This is a genomic window from Arenimonas donghaensis DSM 18148 = HO3-R19, from assembly GCF_000743535.1.
Classification (GTDB): domain Bacteria; phylum Pseudomonadota; class Gammaproteobacteria; order Xanthomonadales; family Xanthomonadaceae; genus Arenimonas; species Arenimonas donghaensis.
On the sequence record NZ_AVCJ01000019.1, the window covers coordinates 1 to 15,767 of the forward strand.

The 15,767-nt window shown below is 65.3% G+C and carries 11 protein-coding genes and 1 tRNA gene; all 12 read right to left on the reverse strand.

Annotation, left to right across the window (positions count from 1 at the left end):
• Positions 1-103 precede the first annotated feature (103 nt).
• Positions 104-2,200 (reverse strand): elongation factor G, encoded by a 2,097-nt coding sequence (fusA, locus tag N788_RS08875; protein ID WP_034223945.1) that lies wholly within the window; start codon positions 2,198-2,200, stop codon positions 104-106.
• A 69-nt stretch (positions 2,201-2,269) separates the two neighbouring features.
• Entirely contained in the window at positions 2,270-2,737 is a 468-nt protein-coding gene (gene rpsG, locus N788_RS08880) for a 30S ribosomal protein S7 (protein ID WP_034223948.1), read from the reverse strand.
• Positions 2,738-2,794: 57 nt separating this feature from the next.
• Complete coding sequence (gene rpsL, locus N788_RS08885) at positions 2,795-3,169, reverse strand: 30S ribosomal protein S12 (protein WP_034223951.1); 375 nt, start codon at positions 3,167-3,169, stop codon at positions 2,795-2,797.
• 206 nt (positions 3,170-3,375) lie between these two features.
• Positions 3,376-7,584 carry a DNA-directed RNA polymerase subunit beta' gene (gene rpoC, locus N788_RS08890; protein WP_034223954.1) on the reverse strand — a complete coding sequence of 1,403 codons (4,209 nt, stop codon included), beginning with the start codon at positions 7,582-7,584 and terminating at the stop codon, positions 3,376-3,378.
• Positions 7,585-7,612: 28 nt separating this feature from the next.
• Positions 7,613-11,767: a DNA-directed RNA polymerase subunit beta gene (rpoB, locus tag N788_RS08895; RefSeq protein ID WP_034223957.1), complete on the reverse strand. Its 4,155-nt coding sequence runs from the start codon at positions 11,765-11,767 to the stop codon at positions 7,613-7,615.
• A gap of 246 nt (positions 11,768-12,013) precedes the next feature.
• Complete coding sequence (rplL, locus tag N788_RS08900; protein ID WP_034223960.1) at positions 12,014-12,382, reverse strand: 50S ribosomal protein L7/L12; 369 nt, start codon at positions 12,380-12,382, stop codon at positions 12,014-12,016.
• Positions 12,383-12,438: 56 nt separating this feature from the next.
• Positions 12,439-12,966, reverse strand: coding sequence for a 50S ribosomal protein L10 (gene rplJ / locus N788_RS08905; RefSeq protein ID WP_034223963.1), 528 nt, complete (start codon positions 12,964-12,966; stop codon positions 12,439-12,441).
• 337 nt (positions 12,967-13,303) lie between these two features.
• Entirely contained in the window at positions 13,304-14,008 is a 705-nt protein-coding gene (gene rplA, locus N788_RS08910; RefSeq protein ID WP_034223966.1) for a 50S ribosomal protein L1, read from the reverse strand.
• Positions 14,009-14,011: 3 nt separating this feature from the next.
• Complete coding sequence (rplK, locus tag N788_RS08915; RefSeq protein ID WP_034223969.1) at positions 14,012-14,440, reverse strand: 50S ribosomal protein L11; 429 nt, start codon at positions 14,438-14,440, stop codon at positions 14,012-14,014.
• A gap of 96 nt (positions 14,441-14,536) precedes the next feature.
• Entirely contained in the window at positions 14,537-15,097 is a 561-nt protein-coding gene (gene nusG / locus N788_RS08920; RefSeq protein WP_034223972.1) for a transcription termination/antitermination protein NusG, read from the reverse strand.
• Between the two features lie 12 nt (positions 15,098-15,109).
• Complete coding sequence (gene secE, locus N788_RS08925; protein WP_034223975.1) at positions 15,110-15,490, reverse strand: preprotein translocase subunit SecE; 381 nt, start codon at positions 15,488-15,490, stop codon at positions 15,110-15,112.
• A gap of 65 nt (positions 15,491-15,555) precedes the next feature.
• Positions 15,556-15,631 (reverse strand) — tRNA-Trp (locus N788_RS08930).
• Positions 15,632-15,767 lie beyond the last annotated feature (136 nt).

The window sequence follows — 15,767 nt, forward strand, 5'->3', positions numbered from 1 at the left end:
TGCCCACGTTCACGTGGGGCTTGGTGCGCTCAAACTTACCCTTGGACATATTCTTCTGCCTCTAAGCTGGAATCTGGATTCTGGATTCGGAATGCGGTTTGGATCAGGACTTCTTGACGACCTGCTCGGCGATGTTCGCCGGCGCTTCGGCGTAGTGGTCGAACTCCATCGTGAAGGTGGCACGACCCTGCGACATCGAGCGCATCGAGGTGGCGTAGCCGAACATCTCGCCCAGCGGCACCATCGCGTTGATGACCTTGCCCGACGGCGTGTCGTCGGTACCCTGGAGGATGCCGCGACGACGGCTCAGGTCGCCCATCACGTCGCCCATGTAGTCCTCGGGGGTCACGACTTCGACCTTCATGACCGGCTCGAGAAGCACGGGGTTGGCCTTCTGGAAGCCTTCCTTGAACGCCATCGAGCCGGCGACCTTGAACGCCATTTCGTTGGAGTCAACGTCATGGAACGAGCCGTCCACGGCCTTGATCTTGACGTCCACCACCGGGAAGCCGGCCATGATGCCGTTCTTCATGGCTTCTTCGATGCCCTTGCCCGACGCGGTGACGTATTCCTTCGGAACCACGCCGCCGACGATGGCGTTCTCGAACGAGAAGCCGGCGCCGCGCTCCTGCGGCTCCATCTCGATGACGATGTGGCCGTACTGGCCGCGACCGCCGGACTGGCGCACGAACTTGCCTTCCTGCTTGACCGCCTTGCGGATGGTTTCGCGGTAGGCGACCTGCGGCTTGCCGACGTTGGCTTCGACGTTGAACTCGCGCTTCATGCGGTCAACGATGATGTCCAGGTGCAGCTCGCCCATGCCGGAGATGATGGTCTGGCCGGACTCTTCGTCGGTACGGACGCGGAAGGACGGATCCTCCTGCGCCAGGCGACCGAGCGCGATGCCCATCTTTTCCTGGTCGGACTTGGTCTTGGGCTCGACGGCCATCGAGATGACCGGCTCCGGGAAGGTCATGCGCTCGAGCACGATCGGGTTGTCCTGGGCGCACAGGGTGTCACCGGTGGTGACGTCCTTGAGGCCCACGGCCGCGGCGATGTCGCCGGCCAGGACTTCCTTGATCTCGTCGCGCTGGTTCGAGTGCATCTGCAGCAGGCGGCCGATGCGCTCCTTCTTGCCCTTGACCGAGTTGAAGACCTGGTCGCCGGCGTTGAGCGTACCGGAGTACACGCGGAAGAAGGTCAGCGAACCCACGAACGGGTCGGTCATGATCTTGAACGCCAGCGCCGAGAACGGCGCCTTGTCGTTCGACTCGCGGGTCAGTTCCTTGGTCTCGTCGTCCACGTCCACGCCGCGCACCGAAGGCACGTCGACCGGGGACGGGAGCAGCGCGATGACGCCGTCGAGCATGGCCTGCACGCCCTTGTTCTTGAAGGCGCTGCCGCAGTACATCGGCACGATTTCGGTGGCCAGCGTGCGCACGCGCAGGCCCTCGAGCACGTCGGCTTCCGACAGCTCGCCGCTCTCGAGGTACTTCTCCATCAGCTCTTCGCTGGCCTCGGCGGCCGACTCGACCATGTAGGCGCGCGATTCCTTGCACACCTCGACCAGGTCGGCCGGGATGTCACGGTATTCGAAGTTCAGGCCCTGGCTGGCGACATCCCAGTGGATGGCCTTCATCTTGACCAGGTCGACCACGCCCTCGAAGCCTTCTTCGGCACCGATCGGCACCTGCATCGGCACCGGGGCGGCGCCCAGGCGCGACTTGAGCTGGTCGCGGACCTTGAAGAAGTTGGCGCCGGTGCGGTCCATCTTGTTGACGAACGCAATGCGCGGCACGCGGTACTTGTTGGCCTGGCGCCACACGGTCTCGGACTGCGGCTGCACGCCACCAACGGCGCACAGCACGAACACCGCGCCGTCGAGCACGCGCAGCGAACGCTCGACTTCGATGGTGAAGTCGACGTGCCCGGGGGTGTCGATGATGTTGAAGCGGTGTTCCGGGAAGGTCTTGTCCATGCCCTGCCAGAACGCGGTGGTCGCGGCGGACTGGATCGTGATGCCACGCTCCTGCTCCTGCTCCATCCAGTCCATCGTGGCGGCGCCATCGTGGACTTCGCCGATCTTATGGCTCTTGCCGGTGTAGAACAGGATGCGCTCGGACGTGGTGGTCTTGCCGGCATCGATGTGGGCCATGATGCCGAAGTTGCGATAACGCTCGATAGGAGTAGTGCGTGCCACGGGAATTCCTCGTTGGGGTAACCGCCCGGCGCGTTGCACCAGGGCGGCGTAGTCGCTGACCGGCAGGGATTACCAGCGGTAGTGCGAGAAGGCCTTGTTGGCCTCGGCCATGCGGTGGGTCTCTTCGCGCTTCTTCACGGCGCCACCGCGGCTTTCGCTGGCTTCGAGCAGTTCGGCGGCCAGCTTGCGCGGCATGGTGTTCTCGCCGCGCTTGCGCGCCGACTCGATCACCCAGCGCATGGCCAGGGCCATGCGGCGCGAGGTGCGGACTTCGACCGGCACCTGGTAGGTCGCGCCGCCGACGCGGCGGGACTTGACCTCGACCGCCGGGGCGACGTTGCCCAGCGCCTTCTCGACCAGGCCGAGGGCGTCGGAGTTCTTTTCGCTGATGACGTCCATGGCGCCGTAGACGATCTTCTCGGCGATCGACTTCTTGCCGGACTTCATGACCATGTTGATGAAGCGCGCGACAACCTCGCTTCCGTGCTTCGGATCCGGGAGGATCGAACGGGTACCGGGAGAACCTTTACGGGACATGATGCTTGCCTACTTATTCTGGTATTCGGGAGGCGAACGCTGCGGGTGACCGCGCGATCAGGACTTCGGGCGCTTGGCGCCGTACTTCGAACGGGCCTGGCGGCGCTTGGCGACACCGGCGGCGTCGAGCGAGCCACGCACGGTGTGGTAGCGCACGCCCGGGAGGTCCTTGACGCGACCGCCGCGGATCAGGACCACGGAGTGCTCCTGCAGGTTGTGGCCTTCGCCACCGATGTACGAGATGACCTCGAAACCGTTGGTGAGGCGCACCTTGGCCACCTTGCGAAGCGCCGAGTTCGGCTTCTTCGGGGTCGTGGTGTACACGCGGGTGCAGACGCCACGACGCTGCGGGCAGTTGGCCAGCGCCGGCGAGGCGCTCTTGTAGGTATTGGGCTGGCGCGGCTTGCGCACCAACTGGTTGATCGTCGCCATTCGTAGGGATCCTGGATGAAAAACAAGGCAGGCCGGAAACCGGCCCACCGAGAAGCGGGAGTTTACTTCGCGTTAAACGTGCCTGTCAACGAGCGACAGGTCGCGTCATTCGGGTTTCCATCATCCTTGAACCGGACACGAGGGGACGTCCTGTCCCCTCTTTCCGGATGTGGGCGAGCCATCGGCGGGCTCGCCAGCGCACTAGGTCAGCCGTCTGAACCGGCTTCTTCGGTGGTCTCATTGGCCGTCGAGACGGCCCGCAAGGTCTCCAGATCGGAATCGGAAAGTTCGGGGGAAGCGTCCTGGCGGCGCTTGTTGTGGTACGCCAGGCCGGTACCCGCCGGGATAAGGCGGCCGACGATAACGTTTTCCTTCAGGCCCCGCAAGCTGTCGCGGGTGCCGCGAACGGCCGCCTCGGTCAGCACGCGGGTGGTTTCCTGGAAGGACGCCGCCGAGATGAACGACTCGGTCGCCAGCGAGGCCTTGGTGATGCCCAGCAGGACCGGGTCGTACTTGGCCGGCAGCTCGTTCTTGGTCGCCGCCTTGGCGTTGTCCTCGACCACGCGGATGCGCTCGGCCTGCTCGCCCGCCATGAAGCGGCTGTCGCCGGCGTCGGTGATTTCGACCTTGCGCAGCATCTGGCGAATGATCGTCTCGATGTGCTTGTCGTTGATCTTCACGCCCTGCAGCCGGTAGACGTCCTGGATTTCCTTGACCAGGTAGGCTGCCAGCGGCTCGACGCCGAGCAGGCGCAGGATGTCCTGCGGGTTCGGCTCGCCGTCCACCACGGTTTCGCCCTTGGCGATGTGCTCGCCCTCGTAGACGATGACCTGGCGGTACTTCGGGATGAGCTCTTCGTGCTCGTTGCCCTCGGCGTCCTTGATGATCAGGCGCTGCTTGCCCTTGGTGTCCTTGCCGAAGCTGATGATGCCGGACACTTCCGCCAGCACGGCCGGATCCTTGGGCTTGCGGGCCTCGAACAGGTCGGCCACGCGCGGCAGGCCGCCGGTGATGTCGCGGGTCTTGGACGCTTCCTGCGGCACCTTGGTCACCACGTCGCCAACGCCGACGGCGGCGCCGTCCTGCAGGTTGACGACCGAGCGCGGCGGCAGCAGGTACTGCGCCGGCAGGTCGGTGCCCGGGATGTTGAGGTCGTTGCCCTTGGCATCGACGATGCGGACGGTCGGACGCAGGTCCTTGCCGGCCGAACCGCGGCGCTTGGGATCGGTGATCTCGCGCGAGGCCAGGCCGGTCAGGTCGTCGGTCTTCTCGATGACGGTGACGCCGTCGACGAAGTCCACGAAGCGGACGAAACCGGCCACTTCCGACACGATCGGGTGGTTATGCGGGTCCCAGTTGGCGACCGTCTTGCCGGCCTTGATCTCGGCGCCGTCCTTGACGTTGATCACCGCGCCGTACGGGAGCTTGTAACGCTCGCGCTCGCGGCCGTGGTTGTCGAGCACCGACAGTTCGCCCGAGCGCGACACCGCCACCAGGTGGCCGTTGGCGTGCTGCACGAACTTGAGGTTGTTGAACTTGACGCTGCCGGTGGTCTTGACCGTGATGTTGTCCACGGCGGCCGCACGCGATGCCGCGCCGCCGATGTGGAAGGTACGCATGGTCAGCTGGGTGCCCGGCTCGCCGATCGACTGGGCCGCGACGACGCCGACGGCCTCGCCGAGGTTGACGATGTGGCCACGGGCCAGGTCGCGACCGTAGCAGTGGGCGCAGATGCCGAAGGTGCTGTCGCAGGTGATCGCGGAGCGCACCTTGATCGACTGCACGCCGGCGGCTTCGAGCTTGTCCACCCAGGCTTCGTCGAGCAGCGTGTTGCGGGTGACGATGGGATCTTCGTCGTCGCCCGGCAGGTACACGTCCTCGGCCACGACACGACCCAGCACGCGGTCGCGCAGCGGCTCGACCACGTCGCCACCTTCGACGATCGGGGTCATGGTGAGGCCGTTGCTGGTGCCGCAATCGGGCTCGGTGACCACGACGTCCTGGGCCACGTCGACCAGGCGACGGGTCAGGTAACCGGAGTTGGCGGTCTTGAGCGCGGTATCGGCCAGGCCCTTGCGGGCGCCGTGGGTCGAGATGAAGTACTGCAGGACGTTGAGGCCCTCGCGGAAGTTCGCGGTGATCGGGGTCTCGATGATCGAGCCGTCCGGTCGGGCCATCAGGCCACGCATACCCGCCAGCTGGCGGATCTGCGCCTGCGAACCACGGGCGCCGGAGTCGGCCATGATGTAGACCGAGTTCATCGACTTCTGGTCGATGGTCTCGCCCTTGGCGTTGAGTACCTTCTCGGTGCCGATCGCGTCCATCATCGCCTTGGCCACGCGCTCGTTCGTGCGCGACCAGATGTCGACGACCTTGTTGTAGCGCTCGCCGGCGGTGACCAGGCCGCTCTGGTACTGCTCCTGGATCTCGAGGACCTCGGACTCGGCCTCGCCCAGGATGCCCTTCTTCTCGTCCGGGATGATCATGTCGTCGATGCCGATCGACACGCCCGCCTTGGTGGCGAAGGAGAAGCCGGTGTACATCAGCTTGTCGGCGAAGATGACCGTGTGCTTGAGGCCCAGCATGCGGTAGCAGGAGTTGATCAGGCGGCTGATGGCCTTCTTGTTCAACTCGGTGTTGGCCAGCGCGTACGGCAGGCCCTCCGGCAGGATCTCGGCCAGCAGGGCGCGGCCGATGGTGGTCTCGACGATGCCCGACTTCATGGCGCGCTCGCCGTTCTCGTCGATCTCCTCGCGCTTGAGGCGCACCTTCACCTTGGCGTGCAGCTCGACCACGCGGTTGTCGTAGGCGCGCTTAACCTCGGCGACGTTGGCGAACACCATGCCCTCGCCCTTCTTGTTCTCCAGGGCGCGGGTCATGTAGTACAGGCCCAGCACGACGTCCTGGGACGGCACGATGATGGGCTCGCCGTTGGCCGGCGACAGGATGTTGTTCGACGACATCATCAGGGCGCGGGCTTCCAGCTGGGCCTCGAGGCTCAGCGGGACGTGCACGGCCATCTGGTCGCCGTCGAAGTCGGCGTTGAACGCGGTGCAGACCAGCGGGTGCAGCTGGATGGCCTTGCCCTCGATCAGCACCGGCTCGAACGCCTGGATGCCCAGGCGATGCAGGGTCGGGGCGCGGTTGAGCATGACCGGATGTTCGCGGATCACCTCTTCCAGGATGTCCCAGACCTCGGCCGACTCACGCTCGACCAACTTCTTGGCGGCCTTGATGGTGGTGGCCAGGCCACGGCGCTGCAGCTTGGCGAAGATGAAGGGCTTGAACAGCTCGAGCGCCATCTTCTTGGGCAGGCCGCATTCGTGCAGGCGCAGGGTCGGGCCGACCACGATGACCGAACGGCCGGAGTAGTCGACGCGCTTGCCCAGCAGGTTCTGGCGGAAACGGCCCTGCTTGCCCTTGATCATGTCGGCCAGCGACTTGAGCGGGCGCTTGTTGGTGCCGGTGATGGCGCGGCCACGGCGGCCGTTGTCCATCAGGGCATCCACCGACTCCTGCAGCATGCGCTTCTCGTTGCGCACGATGATGTCGGGCGCGTTGAGCTCGAGCAGGCGCTTGAGGCGGTTGTTGCGGTTGATGACGCGGCGGTAGAGGTCGTTGAGGTCGGAGGTCGCGAAGCGGCCACCGTCCAGCGGCACCAGCGGACGCAGGTCCGGCGGCAGCACGGGCAGCACCGTCATCACCATCCACTCGGGGCGGTTGCCCGACTCGAGGAAGGCCTCCATCAGCTTGATGCGCTTGGTGAGGCGCTTGAGCTTGGTCTCGGAGTTGGTGGCGGCGATCTCTTCCTTCAGGCGCAGCAGCTCGGCGTTGAGGTCGATCGTGCGCAGCAGGTGGTACACGGCCTCGGCACCCATGAGGGCGTCGAAGTCGTCACCGTATTCCTGGCGCGCGGTCAGGAACTGCTCCTCGTTGAGCAACTGGCCACGCTCGAGCGTGGTCAAGCCCGGCTCGATGACCACGTAGGCCTCGAAGTACAGGATGCGTTCGATGTCGCGCAGGGTCATGTCCAGCATCAGGCCGATGCGCGAGGGCAGCGACTTGAGGAACCAGATGTGCGCGGTCGGGCTGGCCAGGTCGATGTGGCCCATGCGCTCGCGACGGACCTTGGCCAGGGTGACCTCGGTGCCGCACTTCTCGCAGACCACGCCACGGTGCTTCATGCGCTTGTACTTGCCGCACAGGCACTCGTAGTCCTTGATCGGACCGAAGATGGCGGCGCAGAACAGGCCGTCGCGCTCGGGCTTGAACGTGCGGTAGTTGATGGTCTCCGGCTTCTTCACTTCGCCGAACGACCAGCTGCGGATCAGGTCCGGCGAGGCCAGGCCGATCTTGATGCCGTCAAAGTCCAGCGACTGACGCTGCTGGTTGAACAGATTAAGTAGGTCTTTCATGCTTGATTCTCCTGTTCCCGGCGCCGGATCACTGCTCTTCCAGTTCGATATTGATGGCGAGGGAGCGAATCTCCTTCACCAGCACGTTGAACGACTCCGGCATGCCAGCGGTCATCTCGTGTTCGCCATCGACGATGTTCTTGTACATCTGGTTGCGGCCCTGTACGTCGTCGGACTTCACCGTCAGCATTTCCTGCAGGGTGTAGGCCGCGCCGTAGGCTTCCAGCGCCCAGACTTCCATCTCGCCGAAGCGCTGGCCGCCGAACTGCGCCTTGCCGCCCAGCGGCTGCTGGGTGACCAGGGAGTACGGACCGGTCGAGCGGGCGTGCATCTTGTCGTCCACCAGGTGGTTGAGCTTGAGCATGTGCATGTAGCCCACCGTGACCGGACGGTCGAAGGACTCGCCGGTGCGACCATCGTGCAGGATGGTCTGGCCGGATTCGGGCAGGTCCGCCAGCTTCAGCATCGACTTGATTTCGGCTTCGGTCGCGCCGTCGAACACCGGGGTGGCCATCGGCACGCCGTCGACCAGGTTGCGGGCCATGCCCAGCAACTCGGCGTCGGAGAACTGCGAAAGGTCGACCCGCTCGGCAGCCAGCTTCTTGTCGTGGTTGTAGATCTGGTCGAGGAACTTGCGCAGTTCGGCGACCTTCTCCTGGGCCTCGAGCATGCGCTGGATCTTCTGGCCCAGGCCCTTGGCGGCCCAGCCCAGGTGGACTTCCAGCACCTGGCCGATGTTCATTCGGCTGGGCACGCCCAGCGGATTGAGCACGATGTCGATGGTCTGGCCATCGGCGGTGTACGGCATGTCCTCGACCGGGACGATGTTCGAGATGACGCCCTTGTTGCCGTGGCGGCCGGCCATCTTGTCGCCCGGCTGGATGCGGCGCTTCACGGCCAGGAAGACCTTGACCATCTTGAGCACGCCCGGGGCGAGGTCGTCGCCCTGGGTGATCTTGCCGCGCTTGTCCTGGAACCGCTTCTCGAATTCCTTCTGGTGCGCCTCGACCTGCTTCTGGGCGCGGTCGATCATCTCGGCCGCGTCCTCGTCCTTCATGCGGATCGAGAACCAGTCGTCCTTCTTGAGGCCGTCGAGGTATTCGTCGGTGATGGTCGTGCCCTTCTTCAGGCCGTCCGGACCACCGTTGGCGACCTTGCCGACCAGCTGCGAACGCAGGCGGGCGAAGATGGCGCCTTCGAGGATGCGGAACTGGTCGTCGAAGTCCTTCTTGACGCGCTTGATCTCGGACTCCTCGATCTGGCGCGCGCGCTTGTCCTTCTCGATGCCGTCGCGGGTGAAGACCTGCACGTCGATGACGGTGCCGTCCATGCCCGGGGGCACGCGCAGCGAGCTGTCCTTAACGTCGGAGGCCTTCTCGCCGAAGATGGCGCGCAGGAGCTTTTCTTCCGGGGTCAGCTGGCTCTCGCCCTTGGGCGTGACCTTGCCGACCATGATGTCGCCGGCGCGGACCTCGGCGCCGACGTAGACCACGCCGGACTCGTCCAGGCGGCCCAGGGCCTGCTCGGACACGTTCGGGATGTCGGCGGTGATTTCCTCCGGCCCCAGCTTGGTGTCGCGGGCGACCGCGGTCAGCTCTTCGATGTGGATCGTGGTGTAACGATCTTCCTCGACCACGCGCTCGGAGAGCAGGATCGAGTCCTCGAAGTTGTAGCCGTTCCACGGCATGAACGCGACCAGCATGTTCTGGCCCAGGGCCAGTTCGCCGATGTCGGTGGACGGGCCGTCGGCCAGCACGTCGCCGCGGGCGATGCGGTCACCCACGTTCACCAGCGGACGCTGGTTGATGCAGGTGTTCTGGTTCGATCGGGTGTACTTGACCAGCGTGTAGATGTCGACGCCGGCGTCGCTGTTGCCCTGGATCTCGTCCTCGTTGGCGCGCACCACGATGCGGCCGGCATCGACCTGGTCGATGACGCCGCCGCGGATGGCGTTGACGGTGACGCCCGAGTCACGCGCCACGGCGCGCTCGATGCCGGTGCCGACCAGCGGCTTCTGGGCACGCAGGGTCGGGACGGCCTGGCGCTGCATGTTCGCACCCATCAGGGCGCGGTTGGCGTCGTCGTGCTCGATGAACGGGACCAGCGCGGCCGCGACCGACACGGACTGCATCGGCGAGACGTCCATGTACTGGATCTCGCTCGGCGGCTTGAGCAGGGTCTCGGCCTGGAAGCGGCAGGGCACGAACGGCGCCTGGAAGCCGCCGTCGGGCTTGAGCTCGGCGTTGGCCTGGGCGATCGCGTACTCGTGTTCCTCGATGGCCGACAGGAACTCGACCTGGTCGGTCACCTTGCCGTCCACGACCTTGCGGTACGGGGTCTCGAGGAAACCGTACTTGTTCGAGCGGGCGTACACCGCCAGCGAGTTGATCAGGCCAATGTTCGGGCCTTCCGGGGTTTCGATGGTGCAGACGCGGCCGTAATGGGTCGGGTGCACGTCGCGCACTTCGAAGCCGGCACGCTCGCGGGTCAGGCCGCCCGGGCCAAGGGCCGAGACACGGCGCTTGTGGGTGACCTCGGACAGCGGGTTGTTCTGGTCCATGAACTGCGACAGCTGCGAGGAGCCGAAGAACTCCTTGATCGCGGCCGCCACCGGCTTGGCGTTGATCAGGTCCTGCGGGGTCAGGCCATCGGACTCGGCCAGCGACAGGCGCTCCTTGACGGCGCGCTCGACGCGCACCAGGCCGACGCGGAAGACGTTCTCGGCCATTTCGCCGACCGAACGCACGCGACGGTTGCCCAGGTGGTCGATGTCGTCGACGCCGCCACGGCCGTTGCGGATCTCGCACAGGGTGTGGATGACTTCGAGGATGTCCGAGGTCTTGCCATGCTCGGCGACCAGGGACTTGGCCATCTCGTCGTTGCGCTCGCCGAAGTACTTGGCGTCGTAGAGCACCGAGGCGCCCGTGGTTTCCTTGCGGCCCACGCGGCGGTTGAACTTCATCCGGCCGACGCCCGAGAGGTCGTAGCGCTCGAAGGTGAAGAACAGGTTGTAGAACAGGTTCTGGGCCGCGTCCTTGGTCGGCGGCTCGCCCGGACGCATCATCCGGTAGATCTCGACGAGGGCCTCGAGCTGGGTCTTGGTCGGGTCGATGCGCAGGGTGTTGGAGATGTACGGACCGCGATCGAGGTCGTTCACCCACAGGGTACCGATGGTGTCGATGCCGGCCTTGCGCAGCTTCTCGACGCTGGCTTCGTCGAGCTCTTCGTTGGCCACCGCCAGCACTTCGCCCGACTTGGTGTCGATGACGTCGTGCGACAGGATCCGGCCGTAGAGGTATTCGTCGGGCACGGCCAGGGTGTCGACCTTGGCCTGCTCGAGCTGCTTGACGTGGCGCGCGGTGATGCGCTTGCCGGCTTCGACGATCACCTTGCCGCCGATGACCAGGTCGAAGTTCAGGGTTTCACCGCGCAGACGCTCGGCGACCAGCTCCAGCTCCACGCCGTCCTTCTTGGCGATGTGGAAGGTGTTGATCTCGAAGAACTGCTCGAGGATTTCTTCGTTGTTGTAGCCCAGGGCGCGCAGCAGGATCGTCACGGGCAGCTTGCGGCGACGGTCGATGCGGGTGAACACCGCGTCCTTCGGGTCGAACTCGAAGTCCAGCCAGGAGCCGCGGTACGGGATGATGCGGGCGCTGTAGAGCAGCTTGCCCGAGCTGTGGGTCTTGCCGCGGTCGTGGTCGAAGAACACGCCCGGCGAACGGTGCAGCTGCGAGACGATGACGCGCTCGGTGCCGTTGACGATGAAGGTGCCGTTGTCGGTCATCAGGGGCAGCTCGCCCATGTAGACCTCCTGCTCCTTGACGTACTTGATCGCCTTGGTCGAGGACTCGCGGTCGTAGATGACCAGGCGCACGGTCACGCGCAGCGGGGCGCCGTAGGTCAGGCCGCGGTTGCGGCACTCACGCTCGTCGAACGGGGGTTCGCCGAGCTTGTAGCTGACGTACTCCAGCGCGGCATTGCCGGAGTAACTGGTGATCGGGAACACCGACTTGAGGGCGGCGTGCAGGCCGCGTTCCTCGCGCTTGTCGCCGGTGGCACCTTCCTGGAGGAACTCGCGGTACGAGTCCATCTGGATGGCCAACAGGTACGGAACTTCGAGAACCTGCCGGCGCTTGCCGAAGTCCTTGCGGATACGCTTCTTTTCGGTGAAGGAGTACGTCATGGTGTGCTACCGCCTTGGGTATCAGTGGCCCGCGCGTCCGCGGTGCCTGGGGGAACATCAAACTGCCAGTGGGAAGTCGCTGGTATTGCCGGCACCAGCACGCCCTCTCCCGCTACTTCACACTGGCAACTCGCTTGCGTGGATCGCTCTTTCGGATCAAGCCGTTCCAGGAACGGCCAAAGGCCGGGGGCTTTCGCCCCCAGCCTCAGGTGGTCGCCGATGTCGCGCGGCGACGCAATGAAGCAATTACTTGAGCTCGACCGTGGCGCCGGCCGCCTCGAGGTCCTTCTTGAACTTCTCGGCTTCTTCCTTGGAAGCGCCTTCCTTGACGACGCCGGTGGCCTCGACGAGGTCCTTGGCTTCCTTCAGGCCCAGGCCGGTGATGGCGCGGACGGCCTTGATGACCTCGACCTTCTTCTCGCCGGCGGCCTTGAGCACGACGTTGAACTCGGTCTGCTCTTCGGCGGCGGCGGCCGGGCCGGCAGCAGCGGCGGCGGCGACCGGGGCGGCGGCGGAGACGCCGAACTTCTCTTCGATGGCCTTGACCAGCTCCATCACTTCCATCAGGGACTTGGCCGCGATGGCCTCGACGATCTGCTCGTTGGAAAGGGACATTGTGTTTACCTCTGGAAAATTACTGGATGGTTTGTTGTGTCGACGAAGGGCGTCGCTCAGGCGGTTTCGGCTTCGGCCTCGGCCGGAGCTTCGGCACCGCCTTCCTTGTCGGCCACGGCCTTGACGGCGCGGGCGAACATGGCGGCCGGCTCGGACAGGACGCGGGCCAGCATGGCCAGGGCCTGGTCACGGGTCGGCAGCGAAGCCAGGACGTCGACGTGGGAGGCCGGGTACAGCTCGCCTCCGACGGAAACAACCTTGGCCTGCAGCTTGTCGTTGCCCTTGGCGAACTCCTTGATCAGGCGGCCGGCAGCGCCGGGCTCCTCGGTCGAGAACGCGTACAGCAGCGGGCCCACCAGCGCGTCCTTGACGCACTCGTAGTCCGTGCCTTCGACGGCGCGCGCGGCCAGCGTGTTCTTCACTACCCGAAGGTAGACGCCGGTCTCGCGAGCCATCTTGCGCATCTCGGTCATCTTCTCGACCGTGATGCCCGCGTACTCAGCCGCGATCAGGGAGTGCGCCTTGGCGGCGACGTCTGCCAGCTCGGCGACAACTTCTTGCTTTTGGGACAGATTGAGAGCCATTGCACTCCTCCAATTGGACTCCACCCGCGGCTCCAGCCGCCGGTGGTCTTGGGCGGCGCCGTTCCATCGGCGCCGGGGACGCGGGTGCGTCCCGGTGGTGGCCTTTCCAGATTTCTCCAGGAGGCGGCACCATCTACGCAGGCCCGGCTTCTCGCGAAGCACGGATTAAACGATCCCGCTTGTGGCGACGGCGATTCCTTGCCTTATCGTGCATCCCTGCCCGACGTCGTCACGCGCAGACCGCACCTGCGGTCTTTGATGGCTCCGCCGCGGACGCGTCCACGACGGTGCCTTCAAAACTTTCCGGACGGGTCGCGACCCGCCCGGCTTGAAGCGATTACTTGACGACCGACAGGCTCGCCTGGTCGATGACCACGCCCACGCCCATCGTCGAGCTCAGCGACACCTTCTGCAGGTACTGGCCCTTGGCGGCGGCCGGCTTGGCCTTCACCAGGTCGCCCAGCAGGGCGTGCAGGTTGTCCTTGAGCGCCGAAGCCTCGAAGTTGGCCTTGCCGATCGTGCAGTGGATGATGCCGGCCTTGTCGGTGCGGTAACGCACCTGGCCCGCCTTGGCGTTGCGAACCGCGCCAGCCGCGTCCGGGGACACGGTGCCCACCTTGGGGTTGGGCATCAGGCCGCGCGGGCCGAGCACCTGGCCGAGCTTGCCGACCACGCGCATCGCGTCCGGGGTCGCGATGACCACGTCGTAGTTGATGTCGCCGGCCAGCATCTTGTCGGCCAGGTCGTCCATGCCGACCACGTCGGCACCCGCGGCCAGGGCCTCGTCAGCCTTGGCGCCGGCCGGGCAGAACACCGCCACGCGCACGGACTTGCCGGTACCGGCCGGCAGCACGGTGGAACCGCGCACCTGCTGGTCGGACTTCTTGGCGTCGACGCCAAGGCGCACGGACACGTCCACGGACTCGACGAACTTGGTCTTCGAGTTGGACTGGATGATCTTCAGGGCCTCGTCGATCGCATACGGCTTACCCGCAACGACCTGGGACTGCAGGGCCTTGTAACGCTTGGAAACCTTAGCCATGTCTTAGCCCTCCACCACGAGACCCATCGAACGGGCGCTGCCCGCGATGGTGCGAACGCCGGCGTCAAGCGAGGCAGCCGTGAGATCGGCTTCCTTCGCCTTGACGATGTCTTCGAGCTGCTTGCGCGTGACCTTGCCCACCTTGTCGGTGTTCGGGCGCTTGGAGCCCGAGGTCAGGCCGGCGGCCTTCTTGAGCAGCACGGTGGCCGGGGTGCTCTTGGTGATGAAGGTGAAGGTGCGATCCGAGTACGCGGTGATGATCACCGGGGTCGGAAGGCCGGGCTCGAGCTTGGAGGTGGCGGCATTGAACGCCTTGCAGAACTCCATGATGTTCAGGCCGCGCTGGCCCAGGGCCGGGCCCACGGGCGGCGAGGGATTGGCCTGGCCGGCCTTCACCTGCAATTTGATGTAACCAACTACTTTCTTAGCCATTGTCTTGTCTCCGGGTGCAATCGCCTGTTGTCAGGCTCCCCATCGTGCCGGGTGGGAACGTGCCCCGGCCTCCACGTTTTGAACCAAAACCTTGCTTCAGGCCTTTTCGACCTGGCCGAACTCGAGCTCCACCGGGGTGGACCGCCCGAAGATCGACACCGCCACCCGCAGGCGGCTCTTTTCGTAATTGACTTCCTCGACCACGCCGTTGAAGTCGTTGAACGGGCCTTCGGTGACGCGCACCATCTCGCCCGGCTCGAACAGCACCTTGGGCTTGGGCTTGTCCACGCCGTCCTGGACCCGGCGAAGGATGACGTCCGCCTCGTGGTCCTGGATCGGCAGCGGGCGGTCGGCGGTTCCGCCGATGAAGCCCATGACCTTCGGGGTTTCCTTGATCAGGTGCCAGCTCTCGTCGTCGATGCGCGGGATGCCGGCGTCGTCGGTCGTCTCGATCTGCACCAGCACGTAGCCGGGGAAGAACTTGCGCTCGGACTTGCGCTTCTGGCCGCCACGCATCTCGACCACTTCCTCGGTCGGGACCAGGACCTGGCCGAACTTTTCCTGCATCTCGGCGCGCGCGATGCGCGTGTCGAGCGCGCGCTGCACCTGGTGCTCAAAGCCCGAATAGGCGTGGACGACATACCAACGCTTGGCCACGTAATTAACTCCTTATTGACCCAGCAAGAGCCGGATCAGCCACGAAATCACCATATCGAAGCCCGAAAGAACGAGGGCGACGATGACAACCACCACCAGGACCATGCCGGTGGTGCGGGTGGTCTCCTGCCGCGTCGGCCAGACCACCTTGCGAAGCTCGAACATCGACTCGGAAATGAAATCGCGCGCCTTTTCACCCTTGGCCGTGAAGGCCACGATGGCACCCGCCACGACCACGGCCGCCGCGACCATCAGCCCGCGCAGCAGCCCCGGCCACTGGCCGAAGTAGTAGAAGGCGACCAGGCTGCCGACCAGAACCGCGGCGGCCAGGACGTACTTGGCGACGTCGGCGGGACTTGCCGCCTGCTGGGAATGTTCGACCTTCGTGTTCATTCGACTCTTGCCCGGCCGAAGCCGGTTGGTGGCAATGACCCCCGGGGGGACCGCTGCCTTGCGGGTGGCGCGCCAGGTAGGACTCGAACCTACAACCTGCGGTTTTGGAGACCGCTGCTCTGCCAGTTGAGCTACTGACGCAATGGCATTCTCTTAAACGGGCGATGGCGGACCGCTTCCGGCCCGCCATTCCCGATACCCGACCGGCCAGAGCCGGCCGGGCAATGGGCTTACTTGACGATCTTTGCAACCACGCCGGCGCCGACCGTGCGGCCGC

Coding starts and splice junctions, on each gene's coding strand:
- rpsG (WP_034223948.1), bottom strand. CDS start 2,737: ATGTCCCGTAAAGGTTCTCCCGGTACCCGTTCGATCCTCCCGGATCCG.
- rpsL (WP_034223951.1), bottom strand. CDS start 3,169: ATGGCGACGATCAACCAGTTGGTGCGCAAGCCGCGCCAGCCCAATACC.
- rpoC (WP_034223954.1), bottom strand. CDS start 7,584: ATGAAAGACCTACTTAATCTGTTCAACCAGCAGCGTCAGTCGCTGGAC.
- rpoB (WP_034223957.1), bottom strand. CDS start 11,767: ATGACGTACTCCTTCACCGAAAAGAAGCGTATCCGCAAGGACTTCGGC.
- rplL (WP_034223960.1), bottom strand. CDS start 12,382: ATGTCCCTTTCCAACGAGCAGATCGTCGAGGCCATCGCGGCCAAGTCC.
- rplJ (WP_034223963.1), bottom strand. CDS start 12,966: ATGGCTCTCAATCTGTCCCAAAAGCAAGAAGTTGTCGCCGAGCTGGCA.
- rplA (WP_034223966.1), bottom strand. CDS start 14,008: ATGGCTAAGGTTTCCAAGCGTTACAAGGCCCTGCAGTCCCAGGTCGTT.
- rplK (WP_034223969.1), bottom strand. CDS start 14,440: ATGGCTAAGAAAGTAGTTGGTTACATCAAATTGCAGGTGAAGGCCGGC.
- secE (WP_034223975.1), bottom strand. CDS start 15,490: ATGAACACGAAGGTCGAACATTCCCAGCAGGCGGCAAGTCCCGCCGAC.